17 protein-coding genes are annotated in these 19,288 nt (G+C 75.1%); 5 read left to right on the top strand and 12 right to left on the bottom strand.

The annotated features are described in order from the left end of the window. The first annotated feature begins 31 nt into the window (after nucleotides 1-31). Nucleotides 32-952 (top strand): ABC transporter substrate-binding protein, encoded by a 921-nt coding sequence (locus tag ITJ48_RS08315; RefSeq protein ID WP_194613140.1) that lies wholly within the window; start codon nucleotides 32-34, stop codon nucleotides 950-952. 365 nt (nucleotides 953-1,317) lie between these two features. Here ITJ48_RS08315 and ITJ48_RS08310 read toward each other — a convergent pair whose 3' ends face one another. The 3 genes from ITJ48_RS08310 to ITJ48_RS08300 all read right to left on the bottom strand — a co-directional run bounded on the left by ITJ48_RS08310 (nucleotide 1,318) and on the right by ITJ48_RS08300 (nucleotide 5,524). Then, nucleotides 1,318-2,025: a hypothetical protein gene (locus tag ITJ48_RS08310; RefSeq protein WP_228506229.1), complete on the bottom strand. Its 708-nt coding sequence runs from the start codon at nucleotides 2,023-2,025 to the stop codon at nucleotides 1,318-1,320. 80 nt (nucleotides 2,026-2,105) lie between these two features. Then, nucleotides 2,106-3,956 (bottom strand): cation:proton antiporter, encoded by a 1,851-nt coding sequence (locus tag ITJ48_RS08305; RefSeq protein WP_194613139.1) that lies wholly within the window; start codon nucleotides 3,954-3,956, stop codon nucleotides 2,106-2,108. A 146-nt stretch (nucleotides 3,957-4,102) separates the two neighbouring features. Continuing rightward, complete coding sequence (locus ITJ48_RS08300; RefSeq protein WP_194613138.1) at nucleotides 4,103-5,524, bottom strand: alpha-amylase family glycosyl hydrolase; 1,422 nt, start codon at nucleotides 5,522-5,524, stop codon at nucleotides 4,103-4,105. A 119-nt stretch (nucleotides 5,525-5,643) separates the two neighbouring features. Between ITJ48_RS08300 and ITJ48_RS08295 the strand changes: the two genes are divergently transcribed. Continuing rightward, nucleotides 5,644-6,297, top strand: coding sequence for a hypothetical protein (locus ITJ48_RS08295; RefSeq protein WP_194613137.1), 654 nt, complete (start codon nucleotides 5,644-5,646; stop codon nucleotides 6,295-6,297). Here ITJ48_RS08295 and ITJ48_RS08290 read toward each other — a convergent pair. Continuing rightward, nucleotides 6,266-7,450, bottom strand: coding sequence for a glycosyl hydrolase family 18 protein (locus tag ITJ48_RS08290; RefSeq protein WP_194613136.1), 1,185 nt, complete (start codon nucleotides 7,448-7,450; stop codon nucleotides 6,266-6,268). The two genes, ITJ48_RS08295 and ITJ48_RS08290, sit on opposite strands and share 32 nt — an antisense overlap. A gap of 139 nt (nucleotides 7,451-7,589) precedes the next feature. Here ITJ48_RS08290 and ITJ48_RS08285 point away from each other — a divergent pair, with 139 nt between their 5' ends. Beyond that, entirely contained in the window at nucleotides 7,590-8,300 is a 711-nt protein-coding gene (locus ITJ48_RS08285) for a hypothetical protein (protein WP_194613135.1), read from the top strand. 156 nt (nucleotides 8,301-8,456) lie between these two features. Here the strand turns inward: ITJ48_RS08285 and ITJ48_RS08280 are convergent, their stop codons facing one another. The 4 genes from ITJ48_RS08280 to ITJ48_RS08265 form a co-directional block, all read right to left on the bottom strand. Next, nucleotides 8,457-8,909, bottom strand: a complete 453-nt coding sequence (locus ITJ48_RS08280; RefSeq protein ID WP_192170568.1) for a VOC family protein — start codon at nucleotides 8,907-8,909, stop codon at nucleotides 8,457-8,459. A gap of 165 nt (nucleotides 8,910-9,074) precedes the next feature. Beyond that, on the bottom strand, nucleotides 9,075-9,800 hold the full coding sequence (locus ITJ48_RS08275; RefSeq protein WP_194613134.1) for a response regulator transcription factor: 726 nt from the start codon (nucleotides 9,798-9,800) through the stop codon (nucleotides 9,075-9,077). After that, nucleotides 9,797-11,425, bottom strand: coding sequence for a sensor histidine kinase (locus ITJ48_RS16680; protein WP_370544837.1), 1,629 nt, complete (start codon nucleotides 11,423-11,425; stop codon nucleotides 9,797-9,799). The genes ITJ48_RS08275 and ITJ48_RS16680 overlap by 4 nt, the downstream gene beginning before the upstream one ends. Before the next feature lie 65 nt (nucleotides 11,426-11,490). Continuing rightward, complete coding sequence (locus ITJ48_RS08265; protein WP_194613132.1) at nucleotides 11,491-13,668, bottom strand: serine hydrolase; 2,178 nt, start codon at nucleotides 13,666-13,668, stop codon at nucleotides 11,491-11,493. 116 nt (nucleotides 13,669-13,784) lie between these two features. On the opposite strand from ITJ48_RS08265, the gene ITJ48_RS08260 reads away from it, so the two are divergent. Further along, a complete protein-coding gene (locus tag ITJ48_RS08260) occupies nucleotides 13,785-14,429 on the top strand; it encodes a hypothetical protein (RefSeq protein ID WP_194613131.1) in 645 nt (214 codons plus the stop codon). A 211-nt stretch (nucleotides 14,430-14,640) separates the two neighbouring features. Here ITJ48_RS08260 and ITJ48_RS08255 read toward each other — a convergent pair whose 3' ends face one another. Genes ITJ48_RS08255 through ITJ48_RS08245 form a run of 3 tightly spaced genes read right to left on the bottom strand, consistent with a single transcriptional unit; the run spans nucleotide 14,641 to nucleotide 17,519 of the window. Further along, the gene (locus ITJ48_RS08255) at nucleotides 14,641-15,378 is read right to left on the bottom strand and encodes a response regulator transcription factor (protein ID WP_194613130.1); all 738 of its coding nucleotides are present in this window, start codon (nucleotides 15,376-15,378) and stop codon (nucleotides 14,641-14,643) included. Next, the gene (locus ITJ48_RS08250) at nucleotides 15,375-16,700 is read right to left on the bottom strand and encodes a sensor histidine kinase (protein ID WP_194613129.1); all 1,326 of its coding nucleotides are present in this window, start codon (nucleotides 16,698-16,700) and stop codon (nucleotides 15,375-15,377) included. The genes ITJ48_RS08255 and ITJ48_RS08250 overlap by 4 nt, the downstream gene beginning before the upstream one ends. A 9-nt stretch (nucleotides 16,701-16,709) precedes the next feature. Next, on the bottom strand, nucleotides 16,710-17,519 hold the full coding sequence (locus ITJ48_RS08245; RefSeq protein WP_194613128.1) for a DUF998 domain-containing protein: 810 nt from the start codon (nucleotides 17,517-17,519) through the stop codon (nucleotides 16,710-16,712). Between the two features lie 244 nt (nucleotides 17,520-17,763). Between ITJ48_RS08245 and ITJ48_RS08240 the strand changes: the two genes are divergently transcribed. Next, entirely contained in the window at nucleotides 17,764-18,381 is a 618-nt protein-coding gene (locus ITJ48_RS08240; protein WP_194613127.1) for a hypothetical protein, read from the top strand. 138 nt (nucleotides 18,382-18,519) lie between these two features. Here the strand turns inward: ITJ48_RS08240 and ITJ48_RS08235 are convergent, their stop codons facing one another. After that, nucleotides 18,520-19,251 (bottom strand): ATP-binding cassette domain-containing protein, encoded by a 732-nt coding sequence (locus ITJ48_RS08235; RefSeq protein WP_194613126.1) that lies wholly within the window; start codon nucleotides 19,249-19,251, stop codon nucleotides 18,520-18,522. Nucleotides 19,252-19,288: the final 37 nt, after the last annotated feature.

Raw genomic sequence — 19,288 nt, 5'->3', positions numbered from 1 at the left:
TCAGGTGCACGAGAGCAAAGGCTCACACCCCATGAAGAAGACCCTCCTCGGCGCCATCGGCGTCATCGGCGTCGGCGTCCTCGCGCTGTCCGCCTGCTCCGACCCCACCGCCAGCACCGGCGGCGGCTCGTCGTCCGACAGCGACACGATCGCCGTCGGCTCGGCCAACTTCCCCGAGAGCGAGCTGCTCGGCGAGATCTACGCCCAGGCACTCGAGGCCAAGGACGTCAAGGTCAGCCGCACCTTCAACATCGGGTCGCGCGAGGTCTACCTCAAGGCGCTCGAGGACGGCTCGATCGACCTGCTGCCCGAGTACAACGGCGCCCTGCTCGCCGCGCTCGCGACCGACGGCGTCGACGAGAGCATCACCACGCCCGACGCCGTCTACGACGCGATGGTCGACGTGCTCCCCGACGGCATCGGCGCGCTCGAGCAGTCCGACGCCGAGGACAAGGACACCCTCGCGGTGACCCGTGCCACGGCCGACCAGTACGGCCTCGAGACCATCGAGGACCTGGCGCCCGTCGCCGCCGACATGCGCCTCGCGGCCGCGCCCGAGTTCGCCGAGCGCCAGCAGGGCGTCGTCGGCCTCGAGTCGCTCTACGGCCTCACCTTCAAGGAGTTCGTGCCCCTCGACGCCGGCGGACCGCTGACGCTCGCCGCGCTCGAGAACGGCGACGTCGAGGTCGCGAACCTCTTCTCGACCGACTCGGCCATCACGACGAACGACCTCGTCACCCTCGAGGACACGAAGAACCTGTTCCTCTCGGAGAACATCGTGCCCATCATCCGCGAGGACAAGTCGAGCGACACCGTCGAGGAGGCGCTCAACGCCGTCTCGGCCGCCCTCACCACCGAGAACCTCACGGAGTACCTTGCCATGGTGCAGGTCGACAAGAAGGACTCGGCGAGCGTCGCCACCGCGTTCCTCACGGAGTACGACCTGCTGTAGGTCTCGCCCCGCTGTAGGTCTCGTTCGCGAACCGACGAAGAAGGTCCTCCCCGGTCTCGGGGAGGACCTTCTTCGTCGTCTCGCCCCCGTCACCCGTGCCCCTCCGGTCGTGTGTCTCCTCGTTCAGGAACATCGGTCCTGGGTCGCGCAGCGGGGGGAGCGAGAGTCCTGAGTCGTGCACGATCCAGGAGGTGCGGGTCGCGTTCTCCTGAGTGCGCAGAGCCGGGGTAGAGGAGGCGCGGGCCGGGGAACGCGGGAAGCCCCGTCCCGCAGGGTGCGGGACGGGGCTTCACCGGGAACGTCGGCGGGTGCCGGCGGGGGACGCCAGCCAGGTGAGGTGCTCGAGGAGCCTTCCTCGATGAGTACTACTCGGTGGCGACGGTGATCTTCGCGACGCCGACGAGCATCTCGTCCTGGACGGCGTCGGTGTTGAAGGTCTGGTTCAGCAGGGCGGCGGCGTCGGGGCTGATGTGGACGGTGGTGCCCTCGAGGACGGCGTTGGTGCCTTCCATCTGGAGGGGCTTCAGGGTGCCGCCGTAGAGGTTGAAGAGGTAGGCGTCCTCGGCTGCGACGGCGCCGTTGGCGGTGACGGTGCCGTAGAGCTTGCTCTCGCCCGGGTCGATGCGGAAGTCGCTGAGCTCGACGACGGTGCCGTCGGCGGCGGTCAGGGACAGGCCGGAGCCGTCGTGGTCGATCTCGCCCTGGACGTAGGGGCGCACGTCGCTGGAGGGGTCGTAGTAGTCGACGTTGCCGCCGGTGATGGGGAAGGAGAAGGTGCCGGTGGTGGCGTCGAACGCGGCGGTGCCGACGACTCCGGGGGTGAGGCCGAGGCTCGTGAGGGCGTCGACGAAGGACGCGTCGACGGCGACCTGGGTGTCGACGCCCTTGCTGAGGTCGGGGAGCGACGCGACGGGCTCGGTCGACGCAGCGGACGACGAGGACGACGGGGCGGCCGAGGACGACGAGCCGGAGGTGGCATCGCCGGAGGAGCAGGCGGCGAGGCTGAAGATGAGGGCGCCGGAGGCGACGATGCCGAAGGCGGACTTGGTGATGGTCTTGCGCGAGATGTTCACGATGTTTCTCCTTGTCTGTGGTTCCCGGTGGGGAGTTGACAGGGGTTCGCCACCCTCGCGCAGAACGACTGGTCCCGTTATCAGTCCGTGACCTCCGGGTCCCGAACGGGGCTCTCGGGGCCACCGGGGCTGCCGCGGCGGCCCCTCCGGCCTGGTCGCCCGCCCGCGGGCTCGTGCGGCACCCGCCCCCTGAGCCGGATCGCGATCTCGGAGGCGTCGAGATCCGCCAGGGACTCGGCCAGCACCTCGGCGTCCACCGTGCCGGCGTCGCGCGCGTCGAGCAACGCGGCCCGCTGCGCGGCCAGCACCGCCAGGGTGTGCCGGACGGCGGCGTCGATGCGGGCACGCCGCGCGTCGTCGTCCAGGTCGGCAGCAGCGGCTGCGGCCGCGTCGTCCGCATCTGCATCTGCACCTGCTTCCGTTCTCTCCCCGACCCGCCGAGCGGCGTCCCGCACCGCCTCGCCGCCCGGCACGGCGGCCGCCGCGTCGCGGAGCAGCACCACGAGGCGGCGCCGTTCCGACTCCGTCTGCCGGTGCACCGCCTCCTCGTCGACCGGTGCGGCGATGCGCCGCAGCAGCGGCCCGATCGTGCCGCCCTGCACCAGCAGCGACAGCGCCGCCACCGCGTACGCGATGAGCACGAGCACGGGACGCTGCGGGGTGTCGTCAGGCAGCGTCTGTGCCGCGGCGACCGTCACCGCGCCGCGCATGCCGGCCCAGACGACGGCGGTGCCGTCCCGCCAGCCGAGGGGCTGCGCGAGGAAGTACTCGATGTCGGCGAGCCCCTGCGTGACCCGTCTCGCGAACTGGTCGAGGGCCCGGGGCGACGGCGTCCGTCGGCCGCGGTTCATCTCCGTGAACGACTCGTGCGTCCCCTCGCTCGTCGAGATGCGCTCGTGCATGTCGGCGACGCGCGGACGCATCGCCTCGGCGTGCCGGGCCCGCGCCGAGAGCACCCGCAGCAGCGGTGCCACGTAGGCGGCCCGCACGAGCACGGTCAGCACGAGCGCCCCCACGGCGATGAGCAGGGCAGGGGCGAGGCCCGCGTGGTCCTGCTCGACCGCGATGACGATCGCCCGGATCTGCAGCCCCATCGTGAGGAACACGGCGCCCTCGAGCACGAGCTCGACGGTCCGCCAGTTCTGCCCGTCCGACAGGCGCGACTGGGGCGACAGCTCGCGTGGCGCCCGGATGCCCGTCACCAGCCCGGCCACCACGGCGGCGACCAGCCCCGACGCACCCACGGCACCGGCCGGCACGGACGCGAGGAACGGCACCGCGAACGAGATGACCGTGTTGACGGTCGGGTCGGTGAGCCGACGCCGCACGGCCAGGTTCACGGCCCCGACGACCAGCCCGATCACGACCGCCACGACGACCGAGTACGCGAACGTGCCGAGGGCGCCCCAGAACGAGAAGGAGGCGGCGGTCGCCACGATCGCCGTCCGCAGCAGCACGAGGGCGGTCGCGTCGTTGAGCAGGCTCTCGCCGTCGAGCATGGCGACGACCCTTCGCGACACCGACGTCTGCTTGACGATCGACGTCGCGACGGCGTCGGTGGGGCTGACGATCGCGCCGAGGGCGACGCCCCACGCGAAGCCGAGATCGGGCAGCACCAGCGAGAAGAACAGGCCGAGCAGCAACGAGCTGGCGACGACGAGCAGCACGGACAGCCCGCTGATCGCGCCGAACTCGCGCCGGAAGTTCATCGCCGGCATCGACACCGCCGACGAGTAGAGCAGCGGCGGCAGCACCCCGGCGAGGATCAGCTCGGGATCGATCTCGACCGAGCCGAGCGACGGCAGGAAGCTGGCGCCCACCCCCACGGCGACGAGGAGGAGCGGCGAGGCCACGCCGAGGCGCGGGCCGACGACCGTGGAGGCCGCGATCACCACGAGGCCGGCCACGAGGAAGAGCAGGGTCTCGGTCACGGCACCACTGTGGCACGCGCGCCGCCTGCCGCACGCGCTCTGGTCGAGGGCGGGTGTTCCGGGCCGAGGGCGGGTCGCGGCGTACCCGCCCTCGGCTCGGAATGCCCGCCCTCGAGAGGATCTTCAGGCGCCGAGGGGGATGGCGGTCAGGCTCGGGGTGCGACCACGGCCCAGCCGTGCGCGCCGACGACGAGCACGTCGCCGTCGAGGCCGGCGCCGCGTCCCGCGACCCAGCCGTCGGCCGCGGGCGTCGGGTCCGCGACGCGGAGGGGCTCGTCGCCGAGGTTGAGCGCGACGACCAGCAGCTCGTCCGCACCGTCGGCCCCGCCCCCGGCCCCGCGCACCTCGAGCACGAGCGTCTCGTTCGTGACCGAGACCGTGCGCGTGCGCGCCCCGTGCAGCCACGGGTGACGGCGACGGACGCCGACCAGCTCCTGGTGCAGGCCCAGGACAGCCGGGTCGGCGCCGGCCACGAGGGACACGGCGCCGTCGTCGCCCGACCAGCGGGGGAACGCGGGACGGATCGCGTCGTCGCCGCCGACCCGCTCCTCCTTGACGGCCCGCAGCCCGAGCTCGTCGCCGTAGTAGACGGACGGCACGCCGCCCAGGGTGAAGAGCAGCACGACGGCGTGCGCGTGGTGTCGCTCGTCGTCGATCTGGCTGGCGATGCGGGTGACGTCGTGGTTGCCGACGAACGTCAGCGGCGCGAACTCGTCGAGGAACTCGTCGTGCCGCGTGAGCGCCCAGGCGAGCTCGTGCAGGTTGACGTCCTGGATGCCGTGCCAGGTGCCCTGCCAGAGCTCGTACTGGGTGACGCTGTCGAGGCCTCCGTCGCGGACGGCCGCGGCGTAGTCGCCGTGCAGCACCTCGCCGACCACCCAGACGTCGGGGTGGCTCTCGCGCAGGGGAGGCAGCACCTCGGCCCAGAACGACGACGGCACCGAGTAGGCGGCGTCGAGGCGCCAGGCGTCGGCGCCGCGGTCGGCCCAGTGCACGAGCACCTCGGAGACGGTGCGGACCACCTCGGGCGAGGAGTGGTCGAGCGCGATCAACCCGCCGTGCCCCTCGAAGGTCGCCAGCTCGCCGTGCTCGTCGCGACGGAACAGGGCGGCGGCTGGCGAGGACGAGTCGGCCCGCGCCTCCTGCAGGGCCGGGAACTCGGGACCGACGTGGTTGAAGACGCCGTCGAGCATCACCCGCACCCCCTTGGCGTGGGCGGCGTCGATCAGCGTGACGAGGTCGTCGTCGGTGCCGAGGCGGGGATCGACGCGGAGCCAGTCGATCGTGTCGTAGCCGTGCGTCGACGACGCGAAGACGGGGCCGAGCGCGAGCCCGTTCGCGCCGAGCGCGAGCAGGTGGTCGAGCCACGGCACGAGGTCGAGGAGGCGCGGCTGCGGCGAGCGGTCCGCCCCGGTCGTGTCGGCCCCGCCGAACCCGAGCGGGTAGACGTGCCACCAGATGACGTGCTCGGTCCAGGCGCGCTCGGGGGCGGTCGGGGTGCGGGCGTCGCTGGTGCTGTCGGCGCTGGTCGGGGTGCTGCCGTCGGTGGCCGGGGTGCTGTGCTGCATGCGGGCCACGGTAGCGGCGGGCGCACGGGCCGGTCCGCGCGCACGTCGTCGTGTGCGCTGCGCGGCCGGGCCTGCGTGGCAGCACCCGACGACTGTCCCGGGCCTGGCACGATCGTCCGGTGACCGCCTCCGTCCCTCCCGGCCCCACCTCCGGCCCCGATGCCCCCGGCACTCCGCCGCGGCACCGCGCTCCCGGTGCCCCGCCCCGTCGACTCGGCGTCGTCGACGTCGGGATCCGCGTCGTCTTCTACCTCGGGGCGCTGGCCGCCCTGCTCGTGGTCGTCGGGCTCGGCGTCGCGGCGATCGTCGACACCGGGGCACCGCGCACCTGGGGCAGCTACACGGAGGTGAGCTGCGAGGGAGGGACCATCCGCCACGGCTGCCAGAGCCGCGGCACGTGGGTCAGCGACGACGGCCGCGACCGGCTCGACGACGTCGGCCTCGACGGCTCCGTCTCGGACGAGGGGACGACCCGGGCGTACGCGACCCCGGACGCCCTGCTGGGAGGAGACGACATCGTCCACGACGGCGCCTGGACCTGGGTGGGCTGGGTCCTCCCCGCCGGCCTCCTCGTCGCCCTCGTGGTCGGCGTGCTCCGGCGGGCGGAGGCGTTCGGCGACCTGGAGCGGCTGCGCTCTCGACGCCGTCGCGGCGAGGGAGGGCGCGGCGGGGACGCGCGGGACGACGACGCGCGCGGCGAGGACGGGCGGGACGACGACGCGCCTGGCGGCCCCGCGCGCCTCAGTCCGCGTCGATCTCGACCGGATCGCTGAGGTCGAGCGACCAGACGGCGACGCCGGCGAGGCCCAGCCCGCGGGCGAGCTCGACCCGCGTGTCGAGCGAGCGCGAGTCCGACCACCAGAGCACCGCGCCGTCGGCGAGGGTCGCAGTCTGCTCCGCGGCCGTGGAGTCCCAGCGGGCACTGCCGCCGGCGTCCCCGACGCGGTCGCGCGCCTCCTCGTCGGACACCTGCCCGGCGGGCTCGTCGCCGCCCCAGCGGTAGCCGTAGCCCGCGACGCCGAGCACGACCTGGTCGGTCGGCGCGAGCGCGGTGAGGGCGGCGAGCGAGTCGATCGTCCAGCCGAGGGAGCCGACGGGGCCCGGGTCGTCGGGCTCCCACGGGCCGTGCTGGTCGTAGGCCATGAGCGTGAGGTGGTCGAGCGACGCCGCCAACGCCGGCACGTCGTAGCCGAGGTCGCCGTAGCCCTCGACCGTCGTCGAGGCCTGCAGCGCGACGTCCAGCCGCACGTCGGGTCCGACGGCTGCACGCAGCTCCGAGGCGAAGGCGGTCAGCCCGGCGGAGTCGTCGGCCGTGAGGCCCTCGAGGTCGACCATGAGCGAGTCCCAGCCGCCCGTCGACACGCGCGAGGCCAGGTCGGCCGCGACGGCGGACCGGTTCGCCGGGCTCGAGAGCAGCGCGCTCGCGACCGGCTCGCTGAAGTCGCCGATCCGCTCGTCGTAGTTGCTCACGAGCAGCTGCGCCTGCAGCCCCCTGGCGTGGGCCGCGTCCCGCTGGGCCTCGGCGTCGAGCGACGGGCTGCTCACGCTGGCCCCGTCGGCGGCCACGAGCACGCCGTCGACCCCGACCACGTCGAGGGAGGCGGCGCTCGCGTCGACGAGGTCGGGGTCGGAGCCCTCGAGCACGAAGCCCGTGACGTCGAGGGCAGGGGCCGTGGTGGCGTCGGCGGGGGCTGCGTCGGCAGGGACGGCGTCAGCGGGGGCGGCGTCGTCCGACGCCACGGCGTCGTCGAGCGTCGCGCCGGACGAGGAGGCGGCCGGCTCGTCCGGCGGCGCGGCGCGAGTGGTCGAGGTGCACCCGCTCAGCACCAGGGCGAGCAGGGCCAGGGCCGCGACAGGGGCGACGGGCACGACGGGACGCGACCCGCCCGCGAGGACGGAGCGGGAGCGGCCGGACGTCGGTGTCATGGACGGATCGTACGACGACTCGCGACCGATGCGAACTCCCGCTGCAGGATGACGCGCCGACGCCCCCGGCCGCCTAGCGTGGGCGGCACGACCTCGGAGCACCGGCCCCGGGGCGAGGACGGTCCGGGGGGACGCGCACATGAGGACCACACGCTCGATCACCACGGTCACGACGCTGGGTGCCGTCGCTGCCCTCGCCCTCTCGCTCGCCGGGTGCGCGAGCGGGGCAGGCAGCGCAGGAGGCGCCTCCTCGGAGACGCCCCGGCCGACGGCCACCGACACGGCCGCGTCCCCGAGCGCCTCGCCGTCCACGACCGCTCCGGCACCCTCGCCGGAACCCGCCGTCGCCTCGATCCCCACCGACTGCACCGACATCGTCGACCCGGCGACCTACGCCTCGACGATGGCGGACACGCCGCTCAACGACCCCGAGTTCTTCGTCGAGACCCCGATGGGGCAGATCGACCCGATCGCGCCTCCCGCGGGCGCCGACCCGTACACCGTCGTCGACTCGGCGACCCAGCTGCGCTGTGGCTGGCGCGACATCCGCGCCGACATCACGGGCCTGTTCGTCGACGTCGCCACCGTCGACGAGGCGACTGCCGCCTCCTACCCGGCGTGGCTGGCCGACCCGACCGTCGACGAGGATCGCCGAGTCGCGGGCGCCGTGTCCGACTGCACGGACCGGCTCGGCGGCACCGTCTGCCAGTACACCCGCGTCGAGGAGCAGTACGGGACCGACTTCACGCAGACCGTGCTCGTCCGCGACGACGTCGTCGTCACGGTGCGTCAGTCGAACTACCCCACGAACGACCTGCTCGGCGCGATCGTCACCCGCATCTGGGGCTGACTCCCGGTCTCGCGCTCGTGCTCGCGTTCGCGCGCTGCGGGATCGGTCGAGTTGCCCCGAAGTGCTGCCCTCGCGGGCCTCGAGCCGCACTTCGGGGCAACTCGACGTGTTCGGGCGCGGGTCGTGCGGCCGGGGGTCAGGCGCGACCGCCGGGGGTCAGACGCGACCGCCAGGGCGGGCCGCGGCGAGCTCGAGGTTCACGTCGTCGGGGTCCTGCAGCGAGAGGACCACGAGGCCGAACGCAGGCAGGTCCGTGACCTCGCCGTGCTCGATCCCGGCTGCCTCGAGCCGCTCGGCCGCGGCGTGCAGCTCGTCGACCGAGCCGACCCGGAGGCTCAGGTGGTCGAGCCCGACCCGGTCGGGGTCGAAGCGGTCGCCGGCCGGGGCGACGGGGCGCAGCCCGAGCGTCTGGCCGCCGAAGGTGAACGAGCAGCCGCCGTAGGTGCGCTGCGGGTCGTCGTGGATCGTCGGGTCGTCGATCTGGTCGCTGAAGTCGCTGCCCGGCGGCATGCCGAAGAGCTGCTCGTAGAAGGCCTTGCTGCGCCGGATGTCCGTGACCGTGAGGCGCACGTGCGAGAAGCCGAGGGGGGTGACGATGGCGTCGTTCATGGGGCCATCATCGGCCTCGAGGCTGGTCGTGGCCCGCTCGCGACGCGGGGCCGAGAACGGGCGAGCTCGACGGGGGCGGGCGGTCGTGACGTCCCGCCCCCGTCGAACCCGCCCGTCCTGCCCGGCGGTCGCAGACGAGCGGCCAGCCGGCGCGCAGCGCCGGTGTCAGCGCAGCAGCCCGGAGCGCCAGGCCCAGACGACGGTCTGCAGCCGGTCGCGCGTGTCGAGCTTCGTCATGACCCGGGTCAGGTGCGACTTGACCGTGCTCGTCTCGATCACGAGGCGCGCACCGATCTCGTCGTTCGACAGGCCCTCGCCCAGCAGCCGGACGATCTCCTGCTCGCGCGGCGTCAGCACGTCGACCGAGGCCCCGGACGAGGAGGCGGCCCGCCGTCGCGTGAACTCCGCGATGACCCGGCGCGTGGTCGCGCCGTCGATCGCGGCGCGCCCCGACGCCAGTGCACGGACGGCGGCGACGAACTCGTCGGGCTCGGCGTCCTTGAGGACGAACCCGCTCGCCCCCGCCTCGAGGGCGCCGAAGACGTACTCGTCGAGGTCGAAGGTCGTCGCCACGAGCACGGCGGGGCCGCGGCGCGCGTCGCCGGGCATGCCCGGCTCCGCCCGCGGATCGCCGGGCACCGCGACCGAGGACGCCTGCGCGTCGCCGCCCGGGGCCGCGCCCGTGATCGACCGCGTCGCCTCGATGCCGTCGCCGCCGGGCATCCGGACGTCCATCACGACGACGTCGGGCCGGGCGCGCCGCACGACCTCGACGCCCTCGCGGCCGCCGGAGGCCTCGCCGACGACCTCGATCCCTCCCGCGGTCTCGAGCACGATGCGGAACCCGGCCCGCACGATCGACTGGTCGTCGACGAGCACGACCCGGATCACGCGACGGTCCCGTCGGCGGACTCGGCGTCGTCGGCGGTGTCGGTCCCGTCTCGCCCGTCGGCGGCGCCGGGCTCCCTCTCGACGGGCAGCTCGAGCCGCACGCGCCAGATGCGGGCGCCGGCCGCGTCGGCCCCGCCGACCGTGTCGCCCCTGCCTACGGCAGCGGTCCTGGCGTCCGAGTCACCGTCTCCTCGACCGCCGACCGCTCGCATCTCGGCCGACCCCGTCTCGGGCGGCCCCGTCTGCGTCGACCCCGTCTGCGTCGACCCCGTCTGCGTCGGCTCCTTCGCGACGACGCCCGCCTCGAGCAGCCCGCCCACGAGGGCCGCGCGCTCGCGCATCCCCACCAGCCCGTACCCTGCCGGAGCAGAGCTCGCGGGCCCCCGGGGCACCGCGTTCTCGACGACGACGACGAGCCGCCCCTGCCGCACCGTCGTGGTGAGCTGGACGCCGGCACCGGGGGCGTGCCTTCGGGCGTTGGCCAGCGCCTCCTGCACGGTGCGGTAGGCCGTGACGTCGGCGAGCGGGGCGAGCGTGGGCAGCTCGCCCTCGACTCGCTCGTCGACGACGGTGCCCGCCGCACGGGCCGCGGCGACGAGCCCGCCGACGTCGCGCAGCCCGGGCACCGGAGCGGTGCCGGTGGCGTCGTCGCCGGTCTCGCGCAGGATCCCCACGATCGACCGCAGCGAGTCGAGCGTCTCGCGCCCCTGCGACCGGACGCTGCGGAGCGACTCCTTGGCGCGCTCGGGGTCGACGTCGACGAGGCGCTCGGCGGCGCCCGCCTGCACGACGAGGCCGGTGAGGTGGTGCGCCGCGATGTCGTGCAGCTCGCGGGCCATGCGGGTGCGCTCCGCGGCGACGGCCGACCGGGTCAACGTCTCGTGGTGCTCGACGGACTCGGCGGCCCGAGCCCGGCTGTCGCTCTCGTGCCGACGCCGCAGCGCGACCCACGAGCCGACTGAGGCGCTGATCCCGTTCACGAGGACCGCCGTCGCCACGAGGGCGAGCGCCTCGACGAGCACCGACGATCCGGACGCGCCGACGCCCCCGAGACCCGCGATGCCGGCGCCCGCGCCGAGCGCCTGCTTGACGACCGCCGTCGCGCCGACGACGGCGCCGACCGTCTCGACGCCGACCGCGACGAGCACGACGGAGACGGCGCGACGGGTCGGCAGCAGGGTGCCGACCGTGTAGGCGGCGACGACGGGCGCGGCCGTCCAGATCGCCAGGCCGGTGGGCAGCACGGCCAGCAGGCACGCCTGCACCACGCTGATCGTCAGCAGGGTCGCCACCGGCCAGCGGCGCCGGAGCGCGAGCGGCAGGCACTGGACGACGGCGAGCACGAGGACGACGATGATCTGCGCCGCCGGGATGCTGCGCGACGCACCGAGGAACTCGCCCGCGCCCAGGAGCGAGGCTAGCAGCGCGACGGTCACCAGCGTCCACACCGCGGCGAGGACGACGTCTCGTCCGGCCGCCGTGCGCACCCCGACCCGAGCCAGGAGGCGCCGCGTCGCCGCGAAGCCGGGCCCCGTCCCCTCGTGCGCTGCCTCACCTGCGGCGTCGGCACGGCCGGAGACGGCGGCGACGCCTGCGAGAGCAGAGCGGGAGGAGGAGGTGGTCACGTCCCGAGCATGCCAGGTGCCGTCGCCCTCGTGGTCGCGAGGCGCACCTCCCTGTGGGCGCCGCATCAGAAGCTCACGCTCGGGGAGAGGAGACGCCACGTGACCGCGAACACGGCCAGCACGACGAGCGCCACGACGACGAGCACCCGTCCGGTCACCGAGGCCCAGCCCCGTCGTTCGCGCACGGCCTGCACGGCGGCGACGGCGGCGGGCACGATCGCGACGACGCCCACCAGCTGCAGCGCCTGCACGACGCGGATCGACCCGGCCGAGACGTCGACGAACGACATGGCCTGCCCGGCCACGACCGCCCAGCCGACGAGGGCGAGCAGCGTCGCGACCTGGCCGATGCGCGACAGCAGCAGCGCGCGGCGGCGGCGTCCGGTCTCGGGACGGCGTGCGGCGACGAGGTCGCGGCGTCCGGTGCGGCGGCCGAGCCCGACGAGCGCGGCGGTCGGCCACGCGACCACCGAGACGAGCAGCACCGCGACGGCGGCGATCACCGACGGCAGCGCCGTCGACGCGACCTGCCAGGGCTGCGCCCGCAGCATCGTGAAGGAGGCGCCCCACGAGATCGCCTGGACGGTCGCGTCGGCGTCGTCCGAGTCGCCGTCGGTCCGGGTCGCGAGCAGGGAGTCGCCTCCCACCTCGCGCCACAGGTGCTCGTCGACCAGCTCGTACACGCCGGTCGTGGTGGCGAGCGGCTTCGGGGTGACCGCGATCGTGCCGTCCGAGCGGGGGACGATCGTCGTCTGGCCGCTCAGGGCGAGCAGGGCGCCCGGGTTCGTGACCGGCGAGCGGGAGGAGGTGAACGTGCCGGCCATCGCGGCGGCCGCGGCGGCGCTGTCGAGCTGGCCCGCGCCTCCTGCGGTCTCGTCGGTCGTCAGCGACGACCCTGCCGCCGACGCGTCGTCAGAGGAGGAGGAAGAGGAGGAGGCGTCGCGCAGGTACCGGTCGGCGAAGCCCTGCAGCAGCGTCGTGCGCAGGTCGAGCGTCGCGGTCGGGGTGCGTCCCGAGGCGTTGAACGACACGAAGATGCCCGCGTCGGACTCGGGGAACATCCGCATCGCGCTGTGGAACACCTGCGTGTCGCCGTCGTGGCCGAAGGCCGGGACGCCGGGGGTGCTGTCGTCGAAGAAGCCGAGGTCCATGCGCTGGCCGACGGCGAGGGTGCCGAGCTGGTCGGCCCCGAGCGCGGGGCGGTGCATCTCGTCGAGGGTCGCGGGCTCGAGCAGGGACTGCTCGGCGGGCAGGTCGCCCAGGTGCGCGAGCATGAAGCGCGCCATGTCGGAGGCGGTGGCCGACATCGCGCCGGCGGGCGCGGCGTTCACGACCTCGGTCGGCACGGACGGCGCCGAGTCGTTCGGGTAGCCCTTCGCGAGCCGGGCGTCGAGGTCGGCGGGCAGGGGCTGTGCGAACGACGACGAGGTCATCCCTGCACGGTCGAGGACCTGCTCCTTCACCAGCTCGGCGAACGGCTCCCCGCTCACCCGCTCGGCGACGTAGCCGGCCAGCGTGGCGCCGTAGTTCGAGTACGCGGGGGTCGTGCCGGGCTCGTAGACCTGCGCCGGGGGAGCGGCCGTCACCGCCTCGCGCAGCGTCTTCTCGCTGCCGGGGGTGCCGATCAGGCCGCCGATGACCTCCTCGAAGCCCGCGGTGTGGGTCAGCAGGTGGCGCAGCGTGATCGCGCCCTTCGGGGTGTCGAGGTCGAAGTCGAGGTACTGCTGCACGTCGGCGTCGAGGTCGAGCTTCCCCTGCTCGACGAGCTGCATGATCGCGGTCGCCGAGACGACCTTCGAGACGGAGCCGATGCGGAACAGGGTGTCGTCGGGGTCGACCGGGCGGGCCGGGTCGCCGTCCGTCCCGGTGTCGGCGAGGCCGTAGCCGCGGGCGGTGAGCACCTGGCCGTCCGAGACGACGGAGACCGTCGCGCCGGGGATGCCGGTCGTCTGCAGCGCCGAGCCGAGCGCGCCGTCGAGCCAGGCGTCGACGTCGCCCTTCGTGAGCTCGCCTCCGCCGGGCTGGTGCTGAGGGACCGCAGGAGGCGCGGGCTCGGTGGCGGGGGAGGTCGCGCCGGCCGCGGTGGCCGAGTCGGCACCGCTGGCCGAGTCGGACGCGCCGGCCGAGCAGGCGGCGAGGGGGACGGCGAGGGCGACGACGGCCGCGGCGGCGGCGAGTCGGGGCAGGAGGCGGCGGGCGCGGAGGCCCGTCCGCGGCGGGGTGGGGAGGGGTGTCGATGTCATGCCTCCACGCTCGCCGCTCGGGCGACGTGCCACAGGGGGCAGAGGTCGGGACCTCGCCTGCGACCTGAGTCGCAGGCCGCTGCGACAGGTGCTGCGTGCCGCAATAGTCTCGGTACATGACGACGGCCGACGAGGGTGACGCGCCTGACGGCCCCGACGTGCCCCTCCCCTCCGGCTGGGTGCGGATCGGCGAGCGCGGCTGGTGGTCGTCGTGGGCCGGCTACAGCGCCGTCTTCGTCGTCACGACGATCGTCTACTTCGGCGCGCAGGCGGGGCGGTTCTTCGACGACCTCGTCCCGTGGCCGAGCGACCTGCTGCTCGGCGCCGTGGTGATCGCCGCCCTGCTGTGGCTCGGCACGGCGGCGCGGAACGCGATCTACCCGCAGCCCTGGGTCAACCTCGACACCGACCAGCTGAGGGCCGGCCGCCGTCGCACCGTCGCGCTGACCGACCTCGACCGGGCGACCGTCCCCGTCGATCCTGCCCTGAAGGCAGACGTGCTCGTGCTCCGCCTGACCGCGAAGGAGGCGCGGGTCGAGATCATCCTGCGCGACCGGCGGGGCCCCCGCCTCGACGGCACCTCCACCCGGGTGCTCGCGGAGGCGCTCCGCCGCACGTCCGTCGCGATGCCGACCTCGGCGCCCGATCCGACGGGCCGCTTCGGGCGGTACAACTTCCCCGGGCACATCGGCCTCGACGACGCGATCGCGCTCGTCGAGCACCCGCCTGTTCCCGGTGCGCCGCTGCCTGCCTCCTGGTGAACGCGCGCCGTGAGACCCGCGCCACACCCCTGAACGAGCACCGCACCCCCGAATTCGAGGGTGTGGTGCTCGTTCAGGGGTGCGGGGGCAGGGGCTCGAAGTCGTGAGCTGACGCTGCGCGCAGACCCTGCGGACCCGCGCGCACCCGTCGGCGCGCTCGAGGGTGTGCGCGGGTTCCGCGGGTGCGGCGGCCGGTGCGGCCGCCGCGGCGTCAGACGAGCCCGTGCTCGTAGGCGAGGATCACGACCTGCACGCGGTCGCGCAGGTCGAGCTTGGCGAGCACCCGGCCCACGTGCGTCTTGACCGTGGACTCGCTGACGACGAGCCGCGCGGCGATCTCGGCGTTGTTGAGGCCCTGCGCGACCGCGAGGAACACGTCGTGCTCGCGCTCGGTGAGCGCCGCGAACGGGCTCGGGGTGCCCGCGGCTGCGTCGTCCGCACCGCGGCCGGCGCCCGCACCCGCACCTGCCCCCGGACCGACGCCACCGCCTCCTCCTGCCCCGCCCGCGCCGCCGCGCGGCAGACGCGGCAGCGCCACGTCGAGCACCGCGCGCGTGACCCGCGGCGAGACGACGGCGTCGCCCGCGGCGACCGCGCGGATGCCGGCGAGCAGCTCGGCGCGGGGCGCGGTCTTCACGAGGAACCCGCTCGCCCCTGCCCGCAGCCCCGCGAACGCGTGCTCGTCGAGGTCGAAGGTGGTGAGGATGAGCACGCGGCTCGCCGGCGTCTCGCGCACGATCCGCCGGGTGGCCTCGATGCCGCCGATGCCGGGCATGCGGACGTCCATGACGACGACGTCGGGCGACAGGTCCGCGGTCAGGACGACCGCCTCCTCGCCGGTCGCCGCCTCGCCGACGACGACGAGGTCGTCGGTCGAGTCCACGATCATCGCCATGCCGCGTCGGACCAGTTCCTGGTCGTCGACGAGCAGGATCCTGGTGTCGGTCACCGTGCCTCCTCCGTGTCGGTCAGCACGACGGCGACGCGCCAGCCGGCGCCGTCCGGCAGCGGGCCTGCCTCGACGGCGCCGCCGTACATCCTCGCGCGCTCGCGCATGCCGATCAGGCCGCGACCTGCGCCTGCGAGCCGCGGAGCACCGCCGTCCCCGCCGACCGGACCGCCGTCCCCGCCGGCTGCCGCGGCCTCCTCGCGGGCGACCCCGTCGTCGGTCACGGTCACCGACACCTGATCGCCCCAGTCGAGCTCGACGAGCACCCGGCTCGGCGACCCTGCGTGCCGCAGGGCGTTGGTCAGCGACTCCTGGACGATCCGGTGCACGGCGGTCTGCAGCGCCTCGGAGGCGGCAGGCGAGCCCCGGGACTCGACCACCACCGGTAGCCCCGCGGCCCGGAACGAGGCCACGAGCTCGGGCAGCTGGTCGATCCCGGGCTGGGGCTGCGCCGAGAGCGCGGCGCCGGGGGCTGCCGCCGACGTGCCGACGCCGCCATCGACGCCGGCGCCGGGGGCTGTCGCCGTCGACGCGTCGTCGTCGTCGTCGCCCAGCGCCCCGAGCAGTCGACGCATGTCGCCGAGCGACCGCCGGCCGACCTGCACGATCTCGACCACCGCCTCCTGCGACCTCGCCGGGTCCTTGCGGGCGAGGGCGTCGGCGCCCTCCGCGAGCGTGACCATCACGGAGATCCCGTGCGAGACGATGTCGTGGACCTCGCGGGTGATGCGCGCCCGCTCGGCCGCCGTCGCGAGCCGCGCCTGCTGGTCGCGCTCGCGCTCGAGTCGCTCGGCCCGCTCGACCAGCGTCTCCAGCCGGCGGCGCCGGGAGCCGACGTCGACCCCGATCAGCACCGCGACGAGGGCGAGCAGCACCGTGACGACGGAGGCGCCCGTCGCGTCCCCGAGGACGGCCGTCGACAGGGCCGACACCGCCGCCCCGACGACGACGGAGACGCCGAGGCCGATCCAGGCGGCCCGGACCGAGCGGTGCACGGCGAGGGCGTAGAGCGCGAGGCAGGTGCCGAGCGGGTCGAGGCCGCCGTCGACGAGGGCCGCGACGGCCGTGGTGACGGTCACGACCGCGAAGGTCAGCCAGGGGCGTCGGCGTCGCACGAGCAGCGCGGCGGTCGAGAGCACGAGGCCTGCCCCGAGCACGACATCGACGCCGAGCGGGCGGCCGTCGCCGGTGGCGAGCCAGACGAGCGCGAGACTCGTCCCGCTGACGAGCAGGTAGCCGAGGGCGACGAGGGCGTCCGCCACGGCGGGACGCGACACGGCCCGGCCGCGCACGGCGCCCGGCGGGCGGAGGCTGTCGGGCATGGTCCGACTCTACGCAGCGGCCCGGACGGAGGCGCGGACGCGGTCGGCGTCCCCGTGGCCGGAGCCCAGCGTCGAGACGCCCAGCACGATCAGCCAGCCGATCGCGATCGTCGTGGCCACGAGCTCGAGGACGCCGCCGACGTCGGTCCCGACGCGCAGCAGCGAGAGCAGGCCGCCCGTCGCCGCGATCAGCGCCACCGAGACGCCGCTCGTCATCGAGAGCACCCGCAGCCGGCCGCGACCGGCGACGAACGAGGCCTGCAGCATCGCGACGCAGGCCGCCGCGAAGGCGAGCACGGCCGACGTGGTGTGGACGAGGTCCTGCACCGTGAACGTCGCGCCGACGGGCAGCGGGCAGCCCGCCGTGCAGGGCACCTGCGACGCCACCAGGAACAGCCCCGACGCGGCGGCGATCGACGTCGACACCGACCAGGCCCCGAGGAGGCGCCTCGCAGCCCGTGTGCCCCGCCCGGCCTGCGTGCCCCGTCCGTCCCGTGCAGCGCGCAGGCCGCGCCCGGCCCACGCGACGAGCAGCCCGCCCGCGACCACCAGCAGCAGCGCCGCCTCGAACAGCGCGGCCGTGGGCTCGCCGTCGGCCCCGAGCTCGCTGACGTAGACGGGCCGGTCGACCCGGCTGCGGGCGACCCAGATCAGCACGAGCGCGACGGCGGTGAGGGCGCTGCCGACGACCGCCGCGGCGGTGCGGGAGGCGGCCCCGGCGGCGGCGCGCGAGGCCCCGGTGCGCCCGGTGGCGGAGGCGGTCGCGCCGCCGGCAGGACGGGCGGCGGACGGTGAGGTGCGGGACACGGTGGAGGCCATGTCCCGACGCTAAGAAGACCCCTGCCCCGCCCGCGTCGGACCCTGGTGCACGCCCGAGGCGGGCGTGGCACCTGGGTACCACGCGCCTCCTCGTCGCCTCTGTCGTGGTGCAGGCGTCGTGGGACGGCGTGGGCACGGGCCCGCCCCTGTCCCGTCCCACGACGCCGTCCTCGTGCGACGGACCCGGCGGGGCAGGCGGCGAGGAGGTGCTGGCGCAGCGCTCGGCGACGTGGTGAGGTGGGCCATGTCCTTCTTCCCCGACGTGCCCCCGGTCGACGACGACGAGCTGGCGGAGGCGTGGGTCCCGCCCGCCTGGACACGGCCTCCCGAGGGCTGGTTGCCCGGACGCCTGGCCGAGGCCGCGCTGCTCGCGCGCACGGACGAGGTCGCGGTCGCCGTGACGGGCGTCACGGCGCACCCTTCCGGCGTCGGCATCGAGCTGCAGTGGACCCTGAGGAACCCCGGCCAGGGCCGGCGCGCGTGGGCCGCCCTGGTCGACCGCTTCGAGGGCGGGCGCTTCCGGCCCGGCCTCGCGGACGAGACGGCGGGCCTCCGCTTCGGCGTCCAGCTCGCCGACGGCAGCACGGCGATCGCCGACATGGGCCACGGCTTCGGCGGCCACGGCGACCCCGAGGAGGTGCCGATCGGCCCCGTGCTGACGTTCGCGCCCCAGGGCGGCCAGGGCGACGACCGTCTCATGACGACCACCGGCACCCTGTGGCTGTGGCCCCTGCCCGCCGACGGGCCCCTCGAGCTCGTGCTCGCCTGGCCCGAGTTCGGCATCCCCGAGACGCGGCACCGCTTCGAGCACCTCGAGCTCGACGCCGCCGCCCGCCGGGCACAGCCCCTCTGGGAGGCCTAGGGGCCCGCCCGCCGCTCACACCCCCGACGGTGCAGCACACCCTCGAATTCAGGGGTGTGCTGCACCGTCGGGGGTGTGAGGGTGACGGGCGCGGGTGCGCGGCGGGCGAGCGCAGGAGGTGCCGGCCGGGCGGGCAGGTCAGCGCACGCTGAGCAGGGCGACTCCCGCGCGCGCGACGTCGTCGGGCGAGCCCGCGCTGAGCACGGCGGCGCCGTCGCGGCGGGCGGCGTCGACGGCGTCCCACACGACCGCCGCGCTGCCCGGGTCGAGCTCGCTCGTGGGGTCGTCGAGGCAGAGCACCGCGGGCCGTCCCGCCAGGGCGCGCGCGACGGCGACCCGCTGCTGCTGCCCGCCCGAGAGCTGCTCCAGCAGGTTGTGCCAGCTCGCCTCGGGGACGCCGAGGCCGTCGAGCAGCTGCTCGACGTCGGTCCACGAGTCGAGCGCCCCGGGCGTGCGGGCGAGGAGCGGCAGGGCGACGTTCTCCGCCGCGGTGAGGGAGCCGAGCAGCTCGTGCTGACGCGTCACGAGGCCGACGTCGGGCCGGCTCGCGCGGCTTCCGTGGCTGCCACTGCCACGGCCACTACCGCTGCCGTCGCCGCTGCCGTCGCCGGCACCCGCGCCGCCCCGGCTCCCGAGGAGCACCTGCCCGGCGAGCGGCCGCTCGAGCCCGGCGACCACGCGCAGCACCGCGGAGGGCACTCCGTCGGGGTCGCCGAGCAGCACGGCGGCCTCGCCTCGCGGGAGGACGAGGTCGATCGGGGCCGAGGGGGAGCCGTCGGGACGACGCACCACGAGCCCGACGAGACGCAGCGCGGGGGAGCCGACCCGCGCCTCCTCAGCAGTGAGCCCCGGCCGGACCGGCTGCCCCACTTGCTCCGGCTGCCCCGCTTGCTCCGATGGCCCCGCA

This window comes from Frigoribacterium sp. VKM Ac-2530 (genome assembly GCF_015350835.1).
In the GTDB taxonomy this organism is placed as follows: Bacteria; Actinomycetota; Actinomycetes; order Actinomycetales; family Microbacteriaceae; genus Frigoribacterium.
Note: the sequence above shows the minus strand (reverse complement) of the source record. Positions and strands in the feature narration are given on the sequence as shown.

Excerpts from the sequence above, each read along its gene's own strand:
- ITJ48_RS08315 (WP_194613140.1), top strand. The coding sequence starts at position 32 with ATGAAGAAGACCCTCCTCGGCGCCATCGGCGTCATCGGCGTCGGCGTC.
- ITJ48_RS08300 (WP_194613138.1), bottom strand. The coding sequence starts at position 5,524 with ATGCAGCACAGCACCCCGGCCACCGACGGCAGCACCCCGACCAGCGCC.
- ITJ48_RS08290 (WP_194613136.1), bottom strand. The coding sequence starts at position 7,450 with ATGACACCGACGTCCGGCCGCTCCCGCTCCGTCCTCGCGGGCGGGTCG.
- ITJ48_RS08285 (WP_194613135.1), top strand. The coding sequence starts at position 7,590 with ATGAGGACCACACGCTCGATCACCACGGTCACGACGCTGGGTGCCGTC.
- ITJ48_RS08280 (WP_192170568.1), bottom strand. The coding sequence starts at position 8,909 with ATGAACGACGCCATCGTCACCCCCCTCGGCTTCTCGCACGTGCGCCTC.
- ITJ48_RS08265 (WP_194613132.1), bottom strand. The coding sequence starts at position 13,668 with ATGACATCGACACCCCTCCCCACCCCGCCGCGGACGGGCCTCCGCGCC.
- ITJ48_RS08260 (WP_194613131.1), top strand. The coding sequence starts at position 13,785 with ATGACGACGGCCGACGAGGGTGACGCGCCTGACGGCCCCGACGTGCCC.
- ITJ48_RS08250 (WP_194613129.1), bottom strand. The coding sequence starts at position 16,700 with ATGCCCGACAGCCTCCGCCCGCCGGGCGCCGTGCGCGGCCGGGCCGTG.
- ITJ48_RS08245 (WP_194613128.1), bottom strand. The coding sequence starts at position 17,519 with ATGGCCTCCACCGTGTCCCGCACCTCACCGTCCGCCGCCCGTCCTGCC.
- ITJ48_RS08240 (WP_194613127.1), top strand. The coding sequence starts at position 17,764 with ATGTCCTTCTTCCCCGACGTGCCCCCGGTCGACGACGACGAGCTGGCG.